Source organism: Streptococcus sp. 20925_1_69 (assembly GCF_041432365.1).
Lineage (GTDB): Bacteria > Bacillota > Bacilli > Lactobacillales > Streptococcaceae > Streptococcus.
The window spans coordinates 80,987-105,377 of the sequence record NZ_JAPVZL010000002.1 but is presented as its reverse complement, the minus strand read 5'-3'; the positions used below and the strand labels follow the sequence as shown (position 1 = coordinate 105,377).

18 protein-coding genes are annotated in these 24,391 nt (G+C 39.3%); 15 read left to right on the top strand and 3 right to left on the bottom strand.

The window, feature by feature from the left end; genetic code table 11:
* The first annotated feature begins 46 nt into the window (after positions 1–46).
* Together O3601_RS01905 and O3601_RS01900 are read left to right on the top strand one after the other, a co-directional pair.
* A complete protein-coding gene (locus O3601_RS01905; RefSeq protein ID WP_371470719.1) occupies positions 47–1,219 on the top strand; it encodes a hydroxymethylglutaryl-CoA synthase in 1,173 nt (390 codons plus the stop codon).
* Complete coding sequence (locus O3601_RS01900) at positions 1,219–2,493, top strand: hydroxymethylglutaryl-CoA reductase, degradative (RefSeq protein ID WP_371470717.1); 1,275 nt, start codon at positions 1,219–1,221, stop codon at positions 2,491–2,493. Before O3601_RS01905 ends, O3601_RS01900 begins: the two co-directional genes overlap by 1 nt.
* A 38-nt stretch (positions 2,494–2,531) precedes the next feature.
* Here the strand turns inward: O3601_RS01900 and O3601_RS01895 are convergent, their stop codons facing one another.
* Positions 2,532–3,497 (bottom strand): LacI family DNA-binding transcriptional regulator, encoded by a 966-nt coding sequence (locus tag O3601_RS01895; protein ID WP_000226009.1) that lies wholly within the window; start codon positions 3,495–3,497, stop codon positions 2,532–2,534.
* Positions 3,478–4,932: a sucrose-6-phosphate hydrolase gene (locus tag O3601_RS01890; protein ID WP_371470716.1), complete on the bottom strand. Its 1,455-nt coding sequence runs from the start codon at positions 4,930–4,932 to the stop codon at positions 3,478–3,480. Before O3601_RS01890 ends, O3601_RS01895 begins: the two co-directional genes overlap by 20 nt.
* A gap of 378 nt (positions 4,933–5,310) precedes the next feature.
* Between O3601_RS01890 and O3601_RS01885 the strand changes: the two genes are divergently transcribed.
* Positions 5,311–7,197: a sucrose-specific PTS transporter subunit IIBC gene (locus O3601_RS01885; protein WP_371470714.1), complete on the top strand. Its 1,887-nt coding sequence runs from the start codon at positions 5,311–5,313 to the stop codon at positions 7,195–7,197.
* A 148-nt stretch (positions 7,198–7,345) separates the two neighbouring features.
* A complete protein-coding gene (scrK, locus tag O3601_RS01880) occupies positions 7,346–8,233 on the top strand; it encodes a fructokinase ScrK (RefSeq protein WP_371470712.1) in 888 nt (295 codons plus the stop codon).
* Between the two features lie 42 nt (positions 8,234–8,275).
* On the opposite strand, the gene O3601_RS01875 is transcribed toward scrK, so the two are convergent.
* Positions 8,276–8,893, bottom strand: a complete 618-nt coding sequence (locus O3601_RS01875; RefSeq protein ID WP_000076170.1) for a TVP38/TMEM64 family protein — start codon at positions 8,891–8,893, stop codon at positions 8,276–8,278.
* Positions 8,894–9,074: 181 nt separating this feature from the next.
* Here O3601_RS01875 and O3601_RS01870 point away from each other — a divergent pair, with 181 nt between their 5' ends.
* The 11 genes from O3601_RS01870 (at position 9,075) to metF (ending at position 24,343) form a co-directional block, all read left to right on the top strand.
* On the top strand, positions 9,075–12,137 hold the full coding sequence (locus O3601_RS01870) for a DEAD/DEAH box helicase family protein (RefSeq protein WP_371470710.1): 3,063 nt from the start codon (positions 9,075–9,077) through the stop codon (positions 12,135–12,137).
* On the top strand, positions 12,137–13,741 hold the full coding sequence (locus tag O3601_RS01865; RefSeq protein WP_371470708.1) for a class I SAM-dependent DNA methyltransferase: 1,605 nt from the start codon (positions 12,137–12,139) through the stop codon (positions 13,739–13,741). The genes O3601_RS01870 and O3601_RS01865 overlap by 1 nt, the downstream gene beginning before the upstream one ends.
* Positions 13,734–14,909, top strand: coding sequence for a restriction endonuclease subunit S (locus tag O3601_RS01860; RefSeq protein ID WP_371470707.1), 1,176 nt, complete (start codon positions 13,734–13,736; stop codon positions 14,907–14,909). Before O3601_RS01865 ends, O3601_RS01860 begins: the two co-directional genes overlap by 8 nt.
* Positions 14,864–15,631, top strand: a complete 768-nt coding sequence (locus tag O3601_RS01855) for a hypothetical protein (protein WP_371470706.1) — start codon at positions 14,864–14,866, stop codon at positions 15,629–15,631. The genes O3601_RS01860 and O3601_RS01855 overlap by 46 nt, the downstream gene beginning before the upstream one ends.
* Positions 15,631–17,916 carry a DEAD/DEAH box helicase gene (locus tag O3601_RS01850; RefSeq protein ID WP_371470704.1) on the top strand — a complete coding sequence of 762 codons (2,286 nt, stop codon included), beginning with the start codon at positions 15,631–15,633 and terminating at the stop codon, positions 17,914–17,916. The genes O3601_RS01855 and O3601_RS01850 overlap by 1 nt, the downstream gene beginning before the upstream one ends.
* A gap of 245 nt (positions 17,917–18,161) precedes the next feature.
* Entirely contained in the window at positions 18,162–18,920 is a 759-nt protein-coding gene (locus O3601_RS01845) for a DNA-entry nuclease (protein ID WP_371470703.1), read from the top strand.
* 109 nt (positions 18,921–19,029) lie between these two features.
* Complete coding sequence (locus O3601_RS01840) at positions 19,030–19,368, top strand: addiction module toxin RelE (protein ID WP_371470701.1); 339 nt, start codon at positions 19,030–19,032, stop codon at positions 19,366–19,368.
* The gene (locus O3601_RS01835) at positions 19,361–20,446 is read left to right on the top strand and encodes a HigA family addiction module antitoxin (protein ID WP_371470700.1); all 1,086 of its coding nucleotides are present in this window, start codon (positions 19,361–19,363) and stop codon (positions 20,444–20,446) included. Before O3601_RS01840 ends, O3601_RS01835 begins: the two co-directional genes overlap by 8 nt.
* Before the next feature lie 124 nt (positions 20,447–20,570).
* A complete protein-coding gene (locus O3601_RS01830) occupies positions 20,571–20,864 on the top strand; it encodes a helix-turn-helix transcriptional regulator (protein ID WP_371470698.1) in 294 nt (97 codons plus the stop codon).
* Positions 20,865–21,124: 260 nt separating this feature from the next.
* Positions 21,125–23,374 carry a 5-methyltetrahydropteroyltriglutamate--homocysteine S-methyltransferase gene (metE, locus tag O3601_RS01825; RefSeq protein ID WP_371470696.1) on the top strand — a complete coding sequence of 750 codons (2,250 nt, stop codon included), beginning with the start codon at positions 21,125–21,127 and terminating at the stop codon, positions 23,372–23,374.
* A 102-nt stretch (positions 23,375–23,476) separates the two neighbouring features.
* On the top strand, positions 23,477–24,343 hold the full coding sequence (gene metF / locus O3601_RS01820; RefSeq protein ID WP_371470693.1) for a methylenetetrahydrofolate reductase [NAD(P)H]: 867 nt from the start codon (positions 23,477–23,479) through the stop codon (positions 24,341–24,343).
* Positions 24,344–24,391 lie beyond the last annotated feature (48 nt).

Here is a 24,391-nt window from a genome sequence, read left to right as displayed (position 1 = left end):
TAGTATAGAACGATTTTTTACAATGAATGATAAAACAGAGGTAAATATGACAATCGGTATTGATAAGATTGGTTTTGCGACCAGTCAATATGTCTTGAAATTACAAGACTTAGCAGAAGCGAGGGGAATTGACCCTGAAAAATTAAGCAAAGGACTCTTGCTCAAGGAACTGAGTATTGCACCCCTAACTGAGGATATCGTGACCTTGGCGGCTAGTGCAAGTGACTCTATTTTAACTGAGAAAGAAAGACAAGAAATTGATATGGTCATTGTGGCGACTGAGTCAGGAATTGACCAGAGTAAGGCTGCAGCCGTCTTTGTGCATGGCTTGCTGGGCATCCAGCCCTTTGCTCGTAGTTTCGAGATTAAAGAAGCCTGCTATGGAGCGACAGCTGCCCTTCATTATGCCAAATTGCATGTGGAAAATTCTCCAGAGTCCAAAGTCTTAGTCATCGCCAGTGACATTGCCAAGTACGGTATTGAAACTCCAGGAGAACCCACTCAGGGTGCTGGAAGTGTGGCTATGTTGATTACACAAAATCCACGCATTATGGCCTTTAATAATGACAATGTAGCCCAGACCCGTGATATCATGGATTTCTGGCGTCCAAATTACTCGACAACTCCGTATGTAAATGGTGTCTATTCTACCCAACAATACTTGGATAGCTTGAAAACGACTTGGCTTGAATACCAAAAACGCTACCAGCTTACCTTAGATGATTTTGCGGCTGTTTGCTTCCACTTGCCTTACCCTAAATTAGCGCTAAAAGGCTTGAAAAAAATCATGGATAAGAGCTTGTCTCAAGAGAAAAAAGACCTCTTGCAAAAGCATTTTGACCAGTCTATTCTCTACAGTCAAAAGGTGGGGAATATCTACACAGGATCTCTCTTCCTCGGACTCTTGTCTCTCTTAGAAAATACAGATAGCTTGAAGGCTGGCGATAAAATTGCCCTTTATAGTTATGGAAGTGGTGCTGTGGCTGAGTTCTTCAGTGGTGAATTGGTTGAAGGATATGAATCTTATCTGGATAAAGACCGTTTGAATAAGCTCGACCAACGAACTGCCCTGTCTGTTGCAGACTATGAAAAAGTCTTCTTTGAGGAAGTAGACTTAGATGAAACAAATTCTGCCCAGTTTGCTGGCTATGAAAATCAAGATTTTGCCTTGATTGAAATTGTTGACCACCAACGCCGTTATAGCAAGGTTGAAAAATAATGAAGATAAGTTGGAATGGATTTTCTAAAAAATCATACCAAGAGCGCCTCGAGCAGTTAAAAGCTCAGGCGCTCCTTAGTCCTGAGAGACAAGAGAGTTTGGAGCAGGATGAGCAGATGAGTGTGACTGTGGCAGACCAGCTGAGTGAGAATGTGGTGGGAACTTTTTCACTGCCTTATTCGCTGGTTCCAGAGGTTCTTGTCAACGGTCAGGAATACACCGTTCCCTATGTAACAGAAGAACCGTCCGTGGTTGCTGCGGCCAGCTATGCAAGTAAAATCATCAAGCGAGCAGGTGGCTTTACTGCTCAGGTTCATCAGCGCCAGATGATTGGGCAGGTAGCCCTTTATCAAGTTGCTGATCCTGAACAAGCGCAAGAGAAGATTGCAAACAAAAAGACTGAGCTCTTGAAACTTGCCAATCAAGCCTATCCTTCTATCGTCAAACGCGGGGGTGGGGCGCGTGATTTGCATGTTGAGCAGATCAAAGGTGAAACAGACTTTCTCGTTGTTTATCTTCATGTCGATACCCAGGAAGCCATGGGAGCCAATATGCTCAACACCATGCTGGAAGCCTTGAAGCCTGTCTTAGAAGAACTTAGTCAAGGACAAAGTCTCATGGGAATCCTGTCTAATTACGCGACCGATTCTCTGGTGACTGCAAGCTGTCGTATCGCCTTTCGCTACTTGAGCCGTCAAAAGGATCACGGACGAGAAATTGCAGAGAAAATTGCCTTGGCTAGTCAGTTTGCGCAGGCTGATCCTTATCGAGCAACTACCCACAATAAAGGAATTTTTAACGGTATTGATGCCATTTTGATTGCCACTGGTAATGACTGGCGTGCCATTGAGGCGGGAGCTCATGCTTTTGCCAATCGAGATGGACGCTACCAAGGTCTTAGTCGATGGAGTCTAGATACGGACACAGAAGAATTGGTCGGTGAGATGACCTTGCCTATGCCTGTAGCGACCAAGGGCGGTTCTATCGGTCTCAACCCTCGTGTAGCCCTCAGTCATGAACTACTGGGAAATCCTTCTGCCAAAGAATTAGCCCAGATTATAGTGTCTATCGGTCTTGCCCAAAACTTTGCGGCCCTCAAAGCTTTGGTAAGTACAGGCATCCAGCAAGGCCACATGAAATTGCAGGCCAAATCTTTAGCTCTCTTAGCAGGTGCTAGTGAGTCTGAAGTTGCTCCCCTAGTTGAGCGTCTGATCGCAGATAAAACCTTTAACCTAGAGACAGCCCAGCGCTATCTAGAAAACTTAAGATCATGAAAAAACTCAGACGAAGGCAGGTCTGAGTTTTCTTGTGCTTAAATACTTTTTCCTGGTAATAAGGTAACTGGTAAGAAGTAACCTGTTGTGGCGACTTCCTTGCCTTCAATCTTCTGCAAGAGGAGGTCAACAGTGAGGCAGGCTATCTCTTCCAAAGGTTGCTTGATAGTAGCTAGTTGAGGGTAGTAATTCTCGATAAAGTAGGTCCCATCATAGCCGATGACTTTAAGTTCTTCTGGGACAGAAATGCCCAGTTCTTGAGCGATTTTAATAACCAGAATAGCTGTCAAATCATCTGAAGCAAAGATGGCATCTGGCTTTTGTCGAGTCAAGATATTCTTGATTTCCATTTCTTTTCTGACAGGAGAAAAGTCACTGGACACATTGATAATAGGAGCTTTGGGGAGTACAGAGGCAAAACCAGCGTGGCGTAGTCCAGTTGGTGAGTTAGAATTGTCATTTCCTGTAATCATGATGATAGACTGGGCGCCTGTCTTAACCAAGGTCTGGGCAGCAAGAACTCCACCAGCATAATTGTCAGAGGAAACGACAGGAATATCTGGTGACAGATTTCGGTCGAAGGAAATAATTGGTGCCGTCACGCGATTGTAGTCTTCGATTCCCAAGTTGTGACTACCAGAAATGATGCCATCCACCTGATTGGCTTCCAACATTTCGATGTATTCACGTTCCTTTTCAGAATCGTGCTCACTGTTGCAGATGATGGTCTTGTAACCATTTTTGAAGAGTTGGTGTTCCAGCTTATCAATCAATTCTGCGTAGAAAACGTTGGAAATATTTGGGAAAATCAAACCGATTAACTTAGCTGATTTTCCTTGCAGACTACGAGCTAGGTTGTTGGGTTTATAGCCCAATTCTCGCATGGCTTCATTGACTTTTTGGATGGTTTTCTCAGATAGATAACCTTTTTTATTGATAACCCGAGAAACGGTAGTAGGGCTGACGCCTGCAAGTTTGGCGACATCAGTTAGTTTTGCGACCATAATCTAATTCATAGTAAGTTCCAGTTGGGTTTCCAGATTTGATCAGGATACCATTTTGGTCCGCATGTGGGAAGACACGACCAGAAAATACTTTTTCTCCTTTATTGATGAAAATTTCAAAGACAGAGTTATCGATGAAAATCGTAGCAGTAGTAGCTTGATTATCGATAAGGCAAGAGCGAGTTGTTCCAAATTCTTGGGCATACTGTTCACCAGCCTGGCTACGATCCACTGTCACTTGACCATTTACAAGGTCAAAGTTGATTGAAAGTCCCTTACCTTCTTTATCAGCAAGTAGGACAATCTCGCTCTGGCTATTAGCTTCCAAGTTGAGTTCAAGTTCGTAAGTGTTCTTAGTTTGGGCACGGTTTGAGAAGGCTTCTTCAGAGGCACGAAGGTCCTTGACAGCTGCGACAGGGTATTGGTAGAGCTTGCCGTCTTTGATAGTGAGTTCTTTGACCAAAGAGAAGGTTCCTTGGTGGTCAAAACGGTCAGATGGATATGAAACATCTGGCAAACCAAGCCAGCTAACAGCTAGAGCACGTCCATCAGGAGTGTTGAAAGCTTGAGTTGCATAGGCTTCGAAACCATAATCCATGTTTTGAAGTTGAGACACATCTACCATTTTGGCATTTTTAGGGTCAAAGGAAGTCCCAATCTTATACATATTTGGATAGATATTATCGTAGTCTAGAACATCTTTATCCAATCCTTGTGGACAGTAGAGAAGGACAGGTTGCTCCCCTACAAAGACCAGATTTGGACATTCCATCATGTAGGCAGTACGGTCGTTAGCAAAGTCAAGGTCGCCAACTGTTTGCCAGTTTGTGTAGTCGTTGTTTACAGACTTATAAAGACGGACGAAGCCTTTTTTCTCCAAGTCTTGACCACCCACGATGGCATAATATTGACCTTTAAAGTTAAAAATTTGCGGATCGCGGAAGTGGTCAGTAGAGTCAACTGGCTGGTCAATCAAGATCTTGTCAATCTTTGTAATCTTGCCATCCTTATCCATCAAAGCTCCAATCTGGTAAGGGTGACGAATCCAGTTTTCATCGCGAACATTTCCTGTATAAAATAGGAACAAGTTATCGCCAAACTGCATGGCAGAACCAGAGTAGGCACCATGGCTATCTAATGGAGTATCAGGCAAAACTTTGACTCCAGTTTCTCTAAAGTGAACCAAGTCCTCGCTTTCCAATTGAACCCAAGATTTCAAACCGTGGGTTGCACCAAAAGGAAAGTTCTGATAAAAAACAACCCACTTCCCATCAAAGTAAGAAAAGCCATTTGGGTCGTTGAGAAGTCCTGTTTTTGGCTCAACATGGTAATGAGTATGCCATGGAGATTGTGCCATATTTTTCTTAATATTTTGAATTTCTTCTTGCGTCCAATCTTGATAAAGTCTGTAACGACGCTCAGTTGTCCATTCCATTCATTCATTCCTCCAAAAATCTTATCACTTTTAATAGTAACCGTTTTCGATAAAAAATGCAAGCCTTTTATGTTAAAAAAGAGAAAAAACTGTCAAACGATTGTCATAAAATAAATGCAGGAAATCAATCGAATTTTCACAAAAATATGAAAGATAATGAAATAGAATCCTGATAACAGAGATTTTAAACTTATTTTTTTAAGGAATATCTGTTAAAACAGTCAAAATCAATCAAACCAAGGTAAGGATACTATGTGGATAGAATATTTTTCTGCAAAACGCTTGACATATTTCTAAAACATGATAAAATAAAAGTCGTAGGGCGAATAAAATCGCTTTCAAACAAGAATAAAATTTTTTATAAGGAGATTTTTGCAAATGAACAATCAGGAAATTGCAAAAAAAGTCATCGATGCCTTGGGCGGACGTGAAAATGTCAACAGTGTTGCCCACTGTGCGACTCGTCTACGTGTCATGGTCAAAGATGAAGGAAAAATCAATAAAGAAGTGATTGAGAACTTGGAAAAAGTTCAAGGTGCTTTCTTTAACTCAGGTCAATACCAAATCATCTTTGGTACAGGTACAGTTAACAAAATGTACGATGAAGTTGTTGCACTTGGTTTGCCAACATCCTCTAAAGATGACATGAAAGCAGAAGCTGCTAAACAGGGGAACTGGTTCCAACGTGCTATCCGTACTTTCGGTGACGTTTTCGTTCCAATCATCCCAGTTATCGTAGCGACAGGTCTCTTCATGGGTGTTCGTGGTCTTTTCATCGCTCTTGAAATGCCACTTCCAGGAGACTTTGCAACTTACACACAAATCTTGACAGATACAGCCTTCATCATCTTGCCAGGTTTGGTTGTTTGGTCAACCTTCCGTGTATTCGGTGGAAATCCTGCCGTTGGTATCGTTCTTGGTATGATGCTTGTTTCTGGCTCACTTCCAAATGCTTGGGCAGTTGCTCAAGGTGGTGAAGTAACTGCTATGAACTTCTTTGGTTTCATTCCTGTTGTTGGTTTGCAAGGTTCAGTTCTTCCAGCCTTCATCATCGGGGTTGTCGGAGCAAAATTTGAAAAAGCTGTCCGCAAGGTTGTTCCAGATGTCATTGACCTCTTGGTAACCCCATTCGTGACACTTTTGGTCATGTCTATCCTTGGACTCTTTGTCATTGGACCAGTTTTCCACGTCGTTGAAAACTACATCCTTATCGCTACAAAAGCGATCCTTAGCTTACCATTTGGTCTTGGTGGTTTCTTGATTGGTGGGGTTCACCAATTGATTGTCGTGTCAGGTGTGCACCACATCTTCAACTTGCTTGAAGTTCAATTGCTTGCTGCTGACCATGCTAACCCATTCAACGCTATCATCACAGCTGCTATGACAGCTCAAGGTGCTGCGACTGTTGCGGTTGGTGTTAAAACTAAGAATCCAAAACTGAAAACACTTGCTTTCCCAGCTGCTCTTTCTGCCTTCCTAGGTATTACAGAGCCTGCTATCTTCGGGGTAAACTTGCGCTTCCGTAAACCATTCTTCCTTTCATTGATTGCTGGTGCAATCGGTGGTGGATTGGCTTCTATCCTTGGACTTGCAGGTAATGGTAGTGGTATCACCATCATCCCTGGTACAATGCTTTACATCGGTAACGGACAACTTGCCCAATACCTTTTCATGGTAGCCGTATCATTTGCCCTTGGTTTCGCTCTTACTTATATGTTTGGTTATGAGGATGAAAAAGAGGTTGCTACTGAAGTAGAGACAGAACGTTTGGTCCAAGAAGAAACAACTGGTAACATTCCAGCAGCTCTTCAAAATGAAACACTTGTAACTCCTATCGTCGGTGATGTTGTAGCTCTTGCTGATGTCAATGACCCAGTCTTCTCAAGTGGAGCTATGGGACAAGGTATCGCTGTGAAACCAAGTCAAGGTGTGGTATATGCACCAGCTGATGCTGAAGTTTCAATCGCCTTTCCAACAGGACATGCCTTCGGTTTGAAAACGATTAACGGTGCTGAAGTCTTGATCCACGTTGGTATCGACACTGTAACAATGAACGGTGAAGGTTTTGAAGCAAAAGTTGCTCAAGGTGACAAGGTGAAAGCAGGCGATGTTCTTGCAACATTTGACTCAAACAAAATCGCTGCAGCTGGACTTGATGATACAACAATGGTTATCGTTACAAATACAGCTGACTACGCTTCAGTAGCTCCAGTCGCAACAGGTTCAGTTGCGAAGGGAGATGCCGTTATTGAAGTGAAAATCTAATTAATCCTCTCAAAATGAAAACGAACAAATGACATGTTTGTTCGTTTTTGCTTGAATGGTAAGATTTACAGAGGAAAATCTAAAAAATAGAGAAATTTAGATTTTCGAAATATGCTATAATAAAGAAAATAAAAACAAGAGGTTTATCATGAAAAAATTATATGGAAGCTTGGAAGCGGGCGGTACAAAGTTTGTCTGTGCTGTCGGTGATGAAAACTTTAACGTTGTAGAAAAAACACAATTTCCAACAACAACTCCAATCGAAACAATCGATAAAACCATCGAGTTCTTCTCAAAATTCGATAATCTTGCTGGTCTTGCAGTTGGTTCATTTGGTCCGATTGATATTGATAAAAACTCAAAAACTTATGGCTTTATCACGACGACTCCAAAACCAAACTGGGCAAATGTGGACTTGCTTGGTGCTCTTCGCCGTGCCCTAAACGTGCCAATGTACTTCACTACTGACGTAAACAGCTCTGCCTATGGTGAAGTAGTTGCTCGTAACAATGCTGGTGCTCGTATTGAAAACTTGGTTTACTACACAATCGGTACAGGTATCGGTGCAGGTGTTATCCAACGTGGTGAGTTTATTGGCGGTGTGGGTCACCCTGAAATGGGTCATTATTATGTTGCTAGACACCCAATGGATATTGAAAAAGAGTTTAAGGGTGTTTGTCCTTTCCATAAGGGATGTCTGGAAGGCTATGCAGCTGGTCCAAGTTTGGAAGCTCGTACAGGTGTACGTGGAGAAAATATTGAACTCAACAACCCTGTTTGGGATGTCCAAGCCTACTATATCGCTCAAGCAGCGGTCAATGCGACAGTGACTTTCCGCCCAGACGTGATTGTCTTTGGTGGAGGGGTCATGGCTCAACAACACATGTTGGATCGTGTCCGCGAGAAATTTACATCCTTGCTCAACGGTTACCTACCAGTTCCAGATGTGCGTGATTACATCGTAACACCAGCAGTCGCAGGAAATGGTTCTGCTACTCTTGGAAACTTTGTCCTTGCAAAAGAAGTTTCAAAATAAAGCACAAAATCCGCTTGGGAAACCAAACGGATTTTTTACGTGTCAAAGCATTTGCCAGAAAAAGTCGATAATATAGGTCAGACCGTAGGTATAAACAACGAGAGTAAAGGGCTTGGTCAGAATGATGATGGTCATATAGCGCTTGAAGCTCATCTTGGTCAGGGCAGCCAGCATACAGAGAAAGTCAGCTGGACTAATGGGCCAAATCATCATAAAGATAAAGAAACGGTCAAAACGATTACCCTTATCCAACCAACCGATGTACTTGTCATAGGTGCGCTTGCTGACGACAGACTGGACAAAGGCAGCCCCATAGAGGCGCACTAGATAAAAGATAATGGCACAGCCAATCACAATCCCGATATAGTTGTAGATAGTCCCGATGATGTGACCGTAGATAAAGACCCCAGCCACCGAGGTCAAGGCCCCAGGAATGATAGGGACGACCGTTTGTAAAATCTGTAAAAAGATAAAGAGAGGTGGCCCCCAGATGCCTGCCTGCTGGATAAAAGCAGAGAGGGTTTCCTTAGACTGTAAAACACCCGCCTGATAAGCCCAAATACAGAAAATCAAACTCCCAACCCCACCGACAATCGATGAGATATTGATAACTTGCTGAAGAAGGGGAGAAACAGCTTTCATTTGTTTATCCTGTGACATGTAAACTCCTCATAGATAGTATAATTCTACTATACCATATTTTGGAGGAGAAAGGGGAAGATTGCTTTTGCAATGGGAAGAGTGATGGATTTTGAGGCTAAACATGCTATAATAGACCTAGTATAAAATTTGGAAATTTCAGGATATGAATAGTTCAAATGAAGCGTAAGGAAGGTTTGCGATGGCAAGACGAAAAGATTTTTCTGAATTAACAAGAGTACAAATCCCAGCAGCTCTGCATTTGATGCGAATGGGTTATACCTATCTTTCTCGTAATAGTAAAGAAATTGAAGAAAGAGACCCAGATACCAATATTCTTGTATCTGTTTTTAAAGAGCAGTTTTTAACATTTAATAACTATTTAACAGATGAAGATTTTGAGAGAGAATTGGCCAATATCAAGCTGGAACTGGATCAAAATGATTTAGGGCGTTCCTTCTTTAAAAGGATACAGGGACAAGAAGGTGCTGTTTATATCGATTGGGAAAATCCTGAAGCCAATACCTTCCATCTGGCGCTTGAAGTCACTTGTCAAAATGGACAAGATGAATTTCGTCCGGATATAGTTGTATTTATCAATGGGCTTCCTCTTTCTTATATCGAAGTTAAACAACCCAATGCTATCCGAGATGGAAAGACAGGGATTCAGTCCGAACAGGACAGGACTAGATACCGTTTTGAAAATCGTAAGTTCCGTCGTTTTAACAATATTACCCAGTTGATAGCTCTATCTGACAATTTGCCTTTTATTAGTGGCCAAGGTCAACAAAAACAAGGTTCTTACTACGGTTCAAATGCCTATTCAAAAACCAAGTTTAATGCTTTCAAGGAAGAAAGAGAAGTAGATTTTCTTAATTCAATTGTACCTTTAACAGATGAACAAATTGATTTCGTACTTGAGGATGTGAAGCGTTTTGCTCTCAAATCTCAACCAGAATTTACAACAAACTTACAGCCCGACACTCCCTGCAATACTTTCCTATCTTCTTTGTATCAAAAAGAACGCCTGCTTTTCATGCTTCGATTTGGGCTGGTCTATGTAGAAGAAGAAAGCAAGGAAGGGCAGATACAATTGCAGAAGCATGTTATGCGCTATCCGCAATACTTTGCGACAAGAGCTATCGAAGAAACCATCGCAAAAGGTGTCAAAAAAGGTGTTATCTGGCATACACAGGGCTCAGGTAAGACTGCCCTGGCTTTCTTCAATATCCGCTATCTGACCAATTATTTTTCAAAACAGGGGATTGTTCCGCAGTTTTACTTTGTCGTTGATCGCTTGGATTTGGCAGATCAAGCCTTTAAGGAATTTACCAAAAGAGGTCTAAAAGTTAAGCGCATCAACAATCCTCGAGAACTCAATCAAAAACAAGATGGTTATGATGTTGCCGTTGTCAATATACAGAAGTTCAAAGATGATTCAGACCTGACCGACCGCTCTGGCTATGATCTCAATCGTCAAAATATCTACTTTATCGATGAAGCCCACCGCTCTTATAACGAACGAGGTTCCTACCTGCCAAATCTCTATCAGGCAGATACCAATGCGATCAAGATTGCCTTGACTGGGACTCCCTTGATTACCTACAAGAAAGATGGTAAGACCAAGGAAAGCCATGCGACTACACGTGATATTTTTGGAGATTATATCCATAAATACTACTACAACCAGTCTATATATGATGGTTTTACCTTACGTTTGATGCGAGAAGATATCGAGACGTCCTATAAAGATAATCTCAGAGCCATCAATGAAGAAATCCAACGTGGAGATCTGTCAAAAGAAGATATCTTTGCTCATCCGCACTATGTGGAACCTATGCTTGATTTTATTCTGGAGGACTTTAATCGTGCGCGTGATCTGGTTTTTGATGACCAGACCATTGGTGGTATGATTGTCTGTGATTCGTCCAAGCAGGCGCGTGAGCTTGAAAAGCAGTTAGAAGAACGACGAAAGGCTGGAACAACCAACTTGACCTCTGCTCTCATCCTCCATGATGAGGGAGACAAGGAAGAGAAAAAGGAAAAGGTGGATGCCTATAAAGAAGGTAAGATTGACCTCATTATCGTCTATTCGATGCTCCTGACAGGTTTTGATGCGCCTCGCCTCAAGCGTCTCTATCTAGGTCGCAAGATTAAGGCTCATAACCTTCTCCAGACTTTGACTCGTGTAAATCGTCCTTACAAGGACTATCTCTTTGGCTATGTAGTTGATTTTGCGGATATTTCTAAAGAATTTGACAAAACCAATCGTGCTTATCTAGAAGAACTCAATCAAGAGTATGATACGACCCTGACTGGGGAAAATGGAGAGGATGTGTTTGGCTCGCTCTTTGTGCCAGCTGAGGAAATTTCTCAGGAAATCAGTAAGACAGAGCGCATCCTCATGGACTATCCAACCTCTAATCTAGAGTTCTTTTCTCAATCAATTGATGATATCAAAGATAGAAAGCAACTAAATGAACTACGAAAAGCCTTAGAATCGGTTAAGCAGTACTATAATATCGCCCGCTTACTTGGTTATGACCATTTGATTAAGCAGATTGATATTGCTCAGATTGCAACTCTGCTCAATGTCATCTCAAGACGTTTGCTGACCTTGTCCCTAATAGATAAGCCAGATGATTTTTCTAGTCGCACCCTTTTAAATCTTGCCATGTCTGAGACCAGTTTTAGTTTTATCAAGATTGCGGAGGAAGAACTTCGTCTAGCAGCCAATGACCTAGAAGATTTGAAGCGTCGAGTTGCTGGAGGAATCATAAAAGAGCGTGATGAGAAAGATCCTGAGTGGGTCTCTCTCTACGAAGAATTCCAGCGCATCATGAAAAAACACCTGATTCATAGGCAAGAAGGCTACACTATAGAAAACATCAAAGAAATTCAAAAAGAGTACGAAGAGCTCTTTAAGTCAGTGGAAGATTATCATACTCATATGAGACGTTTGACGATGAATTTTGACGGAGATGAAATGGCAGCACGTTCCTACAAACACGTAACCAACTCGACTATGGTCAGTGATTTTCCTGCTATTTACCATGTTATCAAGGGTTCTAAAGTCAGACTAGACCGTAAAATCGGTCAAAATCAAGGAGTGCTCGACAACGAGGACTTTCTCAAGAAAATGATTCGAGAAGAAACTCGGATTGAAATGAAAACTAACCAATCTGCAAGTAGTTTGACAAGACAGGATTTTAATTATATCGTCGAGTCGTTATTTGAAGGATATGAAGAGGAATACCAACACTAATGAATGAAACATACAAAGTCCAAGTCCAAGACTTGGTAGATGATTTGAAAGCGGTCTTTACCCATGCGGGACTAGGAGGAGAAGCGGGTGAGTACAAACTCCTCACCCAGTCCTTCCTCTACAAGTTTTTAAATGATAAGTTTTTATATCAAGCCAAGGTGCTGGATGAAGTTAATACTTATGAGCACTTGTTGACTTTGAGTGAAGATGACTATGACTGGCTCTTGGAGGATATCGGTACCAGTACGGCTTGGCTCAAGCCTGACCAGTTGATTGAAACGCTTCACCGTCAGCAAAATGAAGCGACTTTCTACGAGAGTTTTGAAAATACCCTCAACCAGATCGCCATTGATAATAACGATATTTTCTCTGTTCATACGGACGGTGACACAGCTATTCGTCTATTTGATGAGCGTCTGATTACAGATACCATCTCAGATAGCAGTAAACGCAACGAAGTGGCAAAAGCTATCATCAATCTCATTGCGCGCGTTAAGTTTGATGAGACCATTTTTTCACAGGGTTTCGACTTTTTCTCTACTCTCTTTGAGTACATGATTAAGGACTACAACAAAGATGGAGGTGGTAAGTATGCTGAGTACTACACGCCTCACTCTGTGGCAAAGATTATCGCTGATATCCTTGTGGGAAACGACCAACCATCAAACGTGCGGATCTATGACCCGTCTGCTGGTTCGGGGACCTTGCTGATGAACTTGGCTAGTCGTATCGGTGTGGATAAGACTACTGTCTATAGTCAGGATATCTCGCAAAAATCATCTAATCTCCTCCGACTAAATCTGATCTTGAATGGACTGCAACACTCCATTCATAATATCGTACAAGGGAATACCATTATCGCTAACCGTCATCCTGAAAAGATGGACTATATCGTCTCTAACCCTCCTTTCAAGCTAGACTTTTCAGAGTGGCGTGACCGAGTGGAGACCTTGCCAGAATCTAGTGATCGTTTCTTTGCAGGTGTGCCAAAGGTTCCTGCCAAGTCTAAGGACAAGATGGCGATCTATGAGCTCTTTGTTCAGCATATCATCTATTCCTTGAAGGCAGATGGGCAAGCGGCTGTTGTCTTACCGACAGGATTTATCACAGCCCAGTCAGGGATTGACAAGACCATCCGTCAACACTTGGTGGACAATGAAATGCTGGCAGGTGTTGTCTCTATGCCGTCCAATATCTTTGCGACGACAGGTACCAACGTCTCTATCCTCTTTATCGATAAGAAAAACAAGGGCGATGTCGTTCTCATCGATGCCTCAAACCTGGGAACCAAGGTCAAGGAAGGTAAGAACCAAAAGACTGTGCTGTCTCCTGAGGAAGAGCAGAAGATCGTCGAGACCTTTATCAAGAAAGAAGTCGTCGAGGACTTTTCTGTCACCGTCTCCTATGAGAACATCAAGGAGAAAAACTACTCTCTTAGCGCAGGCCAATACTTTGATATCAAGATCGACTACGTGGATATCACAGCAGAAGAGTTTGAAGCCAAGATGACCGCCTTTCAAAACAAACTCACCGATCTCTTCCAGCAATCGCATGCACTAGAGCAGGAGATTACAGAGCAAATGAAGGGGTTGAAGTATGAGTGAATGGAAAGCATTAAGTAGTATCACTTCTAAAATTGGAAGTGGCTCAACTCCGAGAGGCGGGAATTCTGTCTATTCTGATAGTGGAATATCTTTTATCAGGAGTCAAAATGTTTTGGATATGGATTTTTCTACAGAAAATTTGGCTTTCATAAATGATAATCAAGCTGAAAAGTTAAATAATGTGATTGTAGAAAAGAATGATATATTATTAAATATTACTGGTGACTCTATTGCAAGATGTACAGTTGTTCCAGAAGAAATATTACCAGCTAGAGTAAACCAACATGTTTCTATAATTCGATGTAAGAATACAGAGGAATCTAAGTATGTCATGTATTATCTTCAATACATGAAAAAGTACTTGTTACAGATATCTAAAGTTGGTGGAACTAGAAACGCTTTGACCAAAGAAGCAATAGGAAAATTACCGATAAAACTATCTGATGATTGTAATAAAATTTCAAAAATATTAGATAATATTGACCAAAAAATCCAAATCAACAACCAAATCAACCAAGAGTTGGAAGACATGGCTAAGACCCTCTATGACTACTGGTTTGTGCAGTTTGATTTCCCAGACCAGAATGGCAAACCCTACAAATCATCAGGCGGAAAGATGGTCTATCACCCAGAACTCAAACGCGAAATCCCAGAAGGGTGGGGAGTGGCAAGATTAGGTGAACTTCAAATTACTACAGGAAAAAGAGATGCCAATTTCGGAACAGAGAATGGGAAATATGATTTTTGGACTACTTCCAATAATCCAATAAAATCTGATGAATTTTCGTTTGAAGGTAAAGCGATTTTAATTGCTGGGAATGGTAATTTTTATGTGAATTTTACTGAGGGAAAATTTGAAGCATATCAGCGCACCTATGTAATACAATCTGAAGATGAAAATATGTTGATATTCATGTATATGGCATGTTTACAGTCGGTCGAAAAACTTCGCAAGGGATCTAATGGTTCTATTATTAAATATATTACAATTGGCGATGTTAATAATATAGTATCGCCGTATAATAAAAAGGTAGTCGATGAGTTTGTTAAAGTTTACAGTCCATTGATAGATTTGATTTCTAAAAATAAAAGACAAAATCAAGAACTCACCCAACTGCGCGATTGGCTCTTGCCAATGCTGATGAATGGACAGGTGAAGGTGGAGTAGAGTCACAGTATAGAGAGGATTTTTTTATGGGGGATGTAATTGAATGCTTTAAGATATCAGACAAAGGATATTCCCTTCCAAACGTGATTTTTATTAGAATAGAACCCAGTGATTTAAAGGTTACAATTAATGATATTATTTGTTCACTAAACAATCTTTCCTGGATTGAGACTTTTGACAAAGAATATATAAAAAAATCTTTTAAAATTAGGGCTAGTAAAACTGCTGAGCACTTATCAAATAATTTAAATAATTTTGCACAAGATAAAGTTACTACTGATATAGGAGAAACAGTAGTATCAGAATTATCTAGACTAGCAATTGTTAAAGAATTAGAATATCGTGATATACCTTTAGCTGAATTGTTTAAACAGAAGATTTCAGGTAATCATGGATTTGATTTTTTTTCTGAAACGTTATCTCAATTTATTGTATTTGGTGAGGCCAAATATGTTTCGAATAGTAATGGATATGGCAGAGCATTGGAGCAAATAGAACGATTTATTATGGAAGAAAGAGATACTTCTGATTTAAATGACATAGATAAATTTGTTTCTGATTTATCCTTGAATAATCATACTCAAAATAATAAAGCTTTTACATGCGCTTTTTCTGCTACAAGTATTAAGTCAGAAACTTTAATTGATAATATTTTAAATAACGATCATTTTAATAAAATAAAGCATCATAGGGAAATAATTTTAATCGCGGTGAACGTTTAATGGAAAATATAATAAAAAAAATTATATCTAACGAAAATGTCGAAGAGATTTTGAAGTTAACGATTGAATCGATATATAAAAACGGCCCCACTTCTACTACAGATTTAGAAATTTTATGTTATATAAAAATATTTAATCCAGAACTATTCAGACTGTATGAACATCAAATTTTAAAATTTATGGGCCTGCACTTTAAAGATTTAGGTACAGAATCACTCTTAGAAGTTGTTTTTGGTATGTATCAAAGGCATATTGAAGATGAATACAACATAAAATATACTCCTGTTCAATCAAAAATTGTCGATGAAACTCATAGTAATAAATATTTCAGTTTCTCTGCACCTACAAGTACTGGTAAATCATTCGTTTTTAGAAAATTAATTGAGGAAAGTGATAAGGATGTAGTAATAGTAGTGCCATCAAGAGCATTGATTAATGAATACTTTGAATTATTAAATGATCAGTTTACTTCCTCTGATATAAATCTTTTAACCTTCGTTGATAAAATAAATACTAAACATGCAATAAGGAATATTTTTATTTTAACTCCTGAAAGATGTAAAGATTTATTTAAATTCAAAAATGATTTTGATGTTGACTTTTTTTTATTTGATGAAGCTCAATTAGGTGATGAAAAAAGTGCTCGTGGTTTATATTTTGATAGTATTATTAGACGAGCAAAACGTAGTTTTCCAGGAACAAAGTTTATATTTGCTCATCCATTTATTGAAAATCCTAATGCACAGTTTGAAAAGAATAATTTTGAACAAGAACAATCAAATGCAAGAAACTTTAACATAAAAAATGTTGGACAAATATTCTATTCTCTAGATAAAGATAATAGCTTTTATCACTTTGGTATTGATAAGAACATTATGGGTAAAAGTAGAGTGAAATGTGATTATGACCCAATTGAAATGGTTCTAAGTGAGAATGGAAGTGTACTAGTATTTTGTACGAAAACTAGTATACTTAGTCGTAAAATATTTAAAGAATTTGAAAAGTATCTTCGTTTTTGTGAAGTATTATCTGATCCAGAGGCGTTGGAAATTATAGCTGAAATAGCCGATATCATTGGTGGTAGCGATGATATAAATGAAGATAGATATTCTGAAGTAATTAAATTTCTTAAGATAGGAGTTGTGACTCATCACGGTTCTATGCCTTTAAGAGTTAGAAGCTTAATTGAAAAGTTTACTAAATCAGGTTTTTGTAAAATTTGTTTTGCTACATCTACTTTAGAACAAGGGATAAATATGCCTTTTGATTTAGTTTATTTGAATCATTTTACGGAATCAAAGCCGTTAGCTATAAAAAATATTATTGGGCGAGCAGGTCGAAGTACATTATATAAGAAGTTTGATTATGGAACTGTAATTATCAGACATTCTAATATATCAGCTTTTCGAAAAATAATGCATAGTCCGAGTAAATTAAGAAGTAAATCATTATTGGATGATACCCTTTCAGGCAATTTGAGCGATTTGGAAGAATTTAGAGAATCAATTAATGACGGCAGTTTTTCAGATGAGTATAATTTAACGCCAAAACAGATTGAGGTATTGTCTACAGATGATGGTTTAAGTCTAGCTCATAATATTATTGAATGTTTATTTACAGGTAACGATTTTAGAGAATTAAAGCAGATCGATAATAGAAAATTATCTAATGAATTTGAGAAAGTTTATGAGTTACATATCGGAAGAATATTATCCAATGGCGAAAAATCTGTAATTGATACTAGCGTTCAAATAATGATCTGGAGGATATTTGGAAAATCCTTCAAAGATATTTGTTTCTATAGATATGCATATGTGAGTCGAAAAAAAGAAAGAGAAAATCCATCAATTGATAATAGTGAATTAGATTCTCAATTTGTGATGCCTTGTAGTGATATTCCAAATAAGAGTTTGTCTTCATTTCCTCTTTTTCCTCAAGGAACCAAAGCGAGTGATGTTAACTATGATTTAATTGTTTTTGATACTTATGACTATTTAGATAAGATTCTAAATTTTAGATTAGAAGATATATTTGTAGCTCTTTTCTATAAATACTTTGAAAAAACGGAAGATCTAAGAGCCGAAAAATTAGTTAAATTAATCAAATATGGTACTGATTCGGATAAACAGATATGGCTTTTGAGATATGGTTTTGATTTTGATGATGTTGAATGGATTGAACCATATATTCAAAGCATAGATTCCACAGGTATAGAATTTGACAAAGAAATTTTACAGAAGTCTGAAAAACGACTAAAACTAATTGATAGGTATTACAATGGATAAAATAAATCCGTTATAAGGAATAAAACAATTTATGATTTTAAAATTGTAACGTTTTATTACAGCTAGAAAATAATAACAGATTCTAATTTTGAAATCCACAGATGTGAATAAGAATTTAGGTTGTAATTGGTTTGAGATGCTTTGTTTTTCAAATCAGAAAGTTAGATTCATATCTTACTTAATTTATGAAAGTGCTTTTACTTCTGTAGAGAGTGGATGAGTAAGGGCGGAGTAGGAGAAGAAAAATGAAAAAGGATTTTTCGATGTCAGAGCAAGAAATTTTAGATTTGATTCATATTTCTATTGAACAAATTACTACATTTGTCGGAGAACGAGTTCAGTATTGTACAAATATAGCTGAATATCAGAATGAATCAAATTATTTTGTAGTAAATAAAAATATCGCAACAATTCATCATATGAGTAAGGATGAATCAGGTTATATTATTCCACATTCGTTGGAGTTAGCTAAGAGGCCCAAAGGTGCTGTTTTTTATATCAATAAAAATGATTATAAAGATATTAAAAATCAAGAAGGATTAATGGATAAGAAGAAAAATCGTCCGAGTCTTGGAAATCCGGCAGGATGGAATAAAATAAATAAAAATAAAGATTATGAAGTTTATTTTCATCGAGGTCATATAATCGCATGCTCTTTAGGTGGTGATAAGGAGATTAAAGGACACGATTACAAAGCCTTGAAATCTTTATTTATCCAAACAGCTTGGAGCAATATGGGGAAAGATGTTAAGGAGGAAGAGGAAGAAAAAATAAATAAATTTAGCCAATGGCATTTTGAAAAAATTATTAAAAATACAGTAGTAACGGAGTCAGTTTGTATGGCTTCCCGTCCCGTTTATCGAAACAAAGCTGATGTGATTCCGATTGGAGTTCACTTGCAAGCAGTGACGAAAGAAAGATCTTTATTCAACGTATTTCTTCCGAATATCGATCCAAATATTGTAATTGATTATAAAAAATGTACTTTTAAACTGAAAAAGTAATTGTATTCAAGTAAAAACTGGCTAAATCTACCTTTGGCTGGTTTTTATTATTGATTTATGTTATAATTAAATTACCAAAAAGGTAATTTAATTCAATGAAAAGGGATCTATGAAGCTTATCTATAAAAATAAAACTGTTAAAAAGCAGTGCACAGAGCTGAGGAGAGCGAAAAAAGATTTTTCGGAAAAGGTTGCTGTAAAGTTGCATCAGTTGATCAACTTTTTGGAAGCAGCGGATTCTTTGGCTAGTGTGACAGTTTTTCCTAAATATCACTTTCACCAACTAAAGGGAAAGAGACAGGGGCAGTTTGCTTTGGATATAGATGGTCGAAGGAGTTCCTATCGGTTGATTGTAGAATTTCGTGAGGAGGATTTAGAAAAGGTGTTTCCAAGTCCTATTGAAATCGAAATCCTAAAAATAGAGGAGGTCAGCAATCACTATGAGTAATAAAATTGTTGAATACAAAGACCTGATTGCTTTTCATCCAGGTCAGTATGTTGAAGAGTTGATTGAAGATTATAACGTAACGCAGAAAGAATTTGCCGAGCGTTTGGGGGTTTCAGCAAAGACTGTCAGCAAGCTGGTCAACGCTGAGGAGTCCATTAGTAAAGAGACGGCTCATAAGTTAGCCAAGCTAAGCGGAGTTTCCATGCAAACTTGGCTCAATCTTCAGAATGCTTATGATGTAAAAGTGGCTGAGATTGCAGAGGAAAGAGAGCTTGAAGAAGGTAGCGAGAAAGAAATCTGTGAGATGATTGATTTCAAGTATTTTAAGGAAAAAGGCTACGTTCCAGACAAACGCTATACTTTGAAAGAAAAGATCGTCGAACTTCGTAAGATTCTAGGTGTGGCAAATTTAGAAAACCTTACATCTTTTAACCATCTAGTCAGCTATCGGAATACACGTGAGTTTACGACTAAAAGTATAGTCAACTCCAATATTATGTTGGAGTTGGCGTCTAAAAAAGCGCGTGATATAACGAGCACTAAGCTCAATCGTAGAAAGCTTGAGAGAAGCTTACCTGCTTTGAGAAAGTTGACCAGACAAGACCCAGAAGAATTTCCTCAACGCTTGTCTGATATTTTGTTAGAGTGTGGGGTTGTCCTAGTCGGTCTACCTGCCTTACCAAATGCCAATCTGAATGGAGCGACTAAAAAATTCAGTAATGGCAGTGCCTTGCTTTTACTCACGGATAGAAACAAAGCATCCGATATTTTCTGGTTCTCACTTTTTCATGAGATTGGGCATATTCTGGAAAATGATTTTTCATCTGATGAAGGAAACAGTGAAACCTATCTTCGTTCTGAGGAACAGGCAGACCAGTTTGCAAAAGATTTCTTGATTAGACCGGAAGACTATCAAGCTTTTGTCAAAAAAGGAAACTTTGATAAGTCAGACATTCTTCACTTTTCTGAGGAGATAGATATTCACCCTAGCGTCGTTTTAGGCAGATTACAAAATGAGGGTATTCTCGGTTTTGACCGTTTCCGAGAACTAAAAGAAAATTATTACTTTGTTTCTTGAATCTATCGAAAGTTGTAGAAGATGAAAAAAGTTTCATACGGTTAGTAATTATTATTTCTTTTTCGCTCATATTCCGCTCATTTTTTCAAAAAATACATAGACTTAAAAGAAAGAGGGTTAAGTGATGAAGAATAGTGCTATTGGGAGTAACTGGAAGGATGTCAGGTCAGAACTCTTTACCAAGGAGGAAATTCTTGAAAGTGATATGCGAGTGGCTATCATGGGTGAGTTGATAGAAGCTAGACATGAGCAGGGTATCAGTCAGAAAAAACTAGAAGAACTTAGTGGAGTAAGTCAACTTGTCATAGCTAGGCTGGAAACAGGTAAGACTAGTCCTCAGTTGGACACAGTCTTAAAAGTCCTAGCCAGTTTAGGAAAGACACTAGTAGTCGTCCCACTCGAACAGGGGAAAAGTTGACTAGCATCAGTTATAGTCTTTTCTAATAACAAGTCATAGTCACTTATAAGAATTACTAATAACGTGTTTGAACAGCCTAACTGGAATAGAGCTATAAAATAAGCTACACAAAGGATTTGAGGTATTTGTCTCAGGTCTTTTTCTTTTGTCTAAAACGGAGATATAGTTTCAAACTATATCAAAGCCTAATTTTTTACAATTATACAGATGATTCCTTTTCTGTTAAGATAGTTTCAACAACAAATTTTGGAGGACACATCATGTCAACTACAATCATCGGTTTCCCTCGTTTGGGCGAATTCCGCGAATTAAAATTTACAACTGAAAAATACTTTAGAAAAGAAATCTCAGAAGAAGAACTACTTGCCGCAGTAAAAGACTTGCGTGCTAAACATTGGAATATTGTCAAAGAAAAAGGCATCACTGAAATTCCATCAAATGATTTTTCTCACTATGACAACTTCCTAGATGCAGCCTTCCTTTTCAACGTGGTACCTGCTTCAGTTCAAAACTTGGACTTGTCTGACCTTGAGCGCTACTTCGCTTTGGGTCGTGGTTACCAAGGAGAAAAAGGAGACGTTCGCGCCCTCCCAATGAAGAAATGGTTCAACACCAACTATCACTACATCGTTCCTAAATTTGAAAAAGACACTCAAGTTAAACTTGCAGGTCACAAGATTTTTGATGAGTTCCAAGAAGCAAAAGAACTTGGATTGAACACTCGCCCAGTCCTCGTAGGTCCATTCACTTTCCTTCAATTGTCAGACTTTGAAGAAGGCGTGAAAGCAGAAGACTTTGTAGACAGCTTAGTAGCTGCTTACCAAGAAGTTTTTGCTAAATTGGCGGATCTTGGTGCAACTCGCATCCAATTGGATGAAGCGGCTCTTGTAAAAGATTTGACAGCTGAAGAAAAAGCTCTCTTCTTGAACCTTTACAACAAACTCTTGGCTGACAAAAAAGGTCTTGAAGTCTTGCTTCAAACTTACTTTGGTGACGTTCGTGACGTTTACGCTGACCTTGTGAATTTGCCAGTAGATGCTATCGGTCTTGATTTCGTTGAAGGTAAGAAAACTCTTGAATTGGTTAAAGGTGGTTTCCCAGCTGACAAGACTCTCTATGCAGGTATCGTCAATGGTAAAAACATCTGGCGCAACAACTACGAAAAGAGCTTGGCTGTTCTTGAACAAATCCCAGCTGAAAACATCGTATTGACTAGCTCATGCTCACTTCTTCATGTGCCATTTACAACTGCTAATGAAGAATTTGAACCAGCTATCTTGAACCACTTTGCCTTTGCAGTTGAAAAATTGGATGAGATTCGTGATTTGGATGCTATCCGCAACGGTCAAGGTGAAGAAGCACTTGCAGCCAACAAAGAACTCTTTGCGACTGAGCGTGTTGGTGTTAATGCTGAACTTCGTGCTCGTATCGCTGGCTTGACAGACGCTGACTACACTCGTTTGCCAGCCTTTGCAGAACGTGAAGCTATCCAAGAAGAAGCTTTCAAACTTCCAGCTCTTCCAACAACAACTATCGGTTCATTCCCTCAAACTAAAGAAGTTCGTGCTAAACGTTTGGCTTACCGTAAAGGTGAATTGTCTCAAGAAGAGTATGACGCTTTCCTTGCTGAAACGATCGATGAATGGATCAAATGGCAAGAAGATATCGACTTTGATGTCCTTGTTCACGGTGAATTTGAGCGTAATGACATGGTTGAGTACTTCGGTCAAAACTTGTCAGGTTACCTCTTCTCTAAAAATGGTTGGGTACAATCTTACGGTATGCGTGGGGTTAAACCACCAATCATCTGGGGTGATGTCACTCGTCTTAACCCAATCACTGTTAAATGGTCTAGCTATGCACAAAGCCGTACAAACAAACCTGTTAAAGGTATGTTGACTGGACCTGTTACAATTCTTAACTGGTCATTCCCACGTGAAGACATCTCTATCAAGGATTCTACTCTTCAAATCGCCCTTGCTATCAAGGATGAAGTGCTTGACCTTGAAGCTGCTGGTGTAAAAATCATCCAAATCGACGAGGCTGCTCTTCGTGAAAAATTGCCACTTCGTCGTAGCGACTGGTACGAAGACTACCTTGACTGGGCAATTCCTGCCTTCCGCTTGGTACACTCAACAGTAGCGCCAGATACACAAATCCACACTCACATGTGTTACTCAGAATTTACAGATATCATCCCAGCTATCGACAACATGGATGCGGACGTTATTTCCTTTGAAGCTAGCCGTTCAAACCTTGAAATCTTGGACGAACTCAAAGCGAAAAACTTCCAAACTGAAGTGGGACCTGGGGTTTACGATATCCACTCACCTCGTGTGCCGAACGAAGGCGAAATCGATAATACTATCGAAGCTATCCTTGCTAAAGTGCCAAGCAAGAAAGTTTGGATCAACCCAGACTGTGGTTTGAAAACACGTGGTATTCCAGAAACAAAAGAAAGCTTGATCCGCCTTGTTGAAGCAGCTAAAGCTGCGCGTGAGAAATTGTAAGATTAGATTTCTCAAGAAGCGCTGTTTGGTCAATCTGCCTGTTTCACTTGGATTCTAGGAATCCAGCTAACGAAAAAAATTAACTAGAAAAGGATAATGACTATGTCACGCCAAACACCGTCACTCTCATTTGAAGTGTTCCCTCCAAACCCAGCCGTGGGTAATGATAAAATTATTTCTGCTCTTCAAGATATGCAGGAGTTGGCCCCTCACTTTATCAGTGTGACTGCCAGCAATAATAAATTTAATATCAAGGAAACGACGGTTCGTTTGGCTGACTTTATCCAAAATGACTTGGTGATTCCGACTATTGCTCACTTGCCAGCCATCTATTTGACCAAGGACAAGGTTGCTGAAACCATTGCAGACTTGGACAAGGTTGGGGTGCAGAAAATCTTGGCTCTTCGTGGGGATATTATTCCAGATGTGGAGCCACAAAAGGATTTCCGCTACGCAACTGACTTGATCGAGTTCATCAAGGAGCAAGCCCCTCACTTTGATATTATCGGAGCATGCTATCCAGAAGGGCATCCAGATTCACCAAATCAGATTTCAGATATCCAAAATCTCAAGAAGAAAGTGGATGCAGGCTGCTCGAGCCTTGTAACTCAGCTTTTCTTTGACAATGAGCGCTTCTATGATTTCCAAGACAAGTGTATCTTGGCTGGGATTGATGTTCCTATTCATGCAGGGATTATGCCAATTCTGAATCGAAATCAAGCTCTCCGTCTCTTGAAGACTTGTGAGAATATCCATCTTCCACGCAAATTTAAAGCCATCTTAGACAAGTATGAGCATGACCCTGAGTCGCTCAGAGCAGCAGGACTTGCCTATGCAGTGGACCAAATCGTGGACTTGGTAACTCAGGATGTTGCTGGAGTGCATCTCTACACCATGAACAATGCCGAAACAGCAAAATACATCCACCAAGCAACCCATGCCTTGTTTAATCATCAGTCTCTAGGATAATAAAAAGCAAACCATTCTTCTCAGGTGAGGGGAATGGTTCCTTTTTAA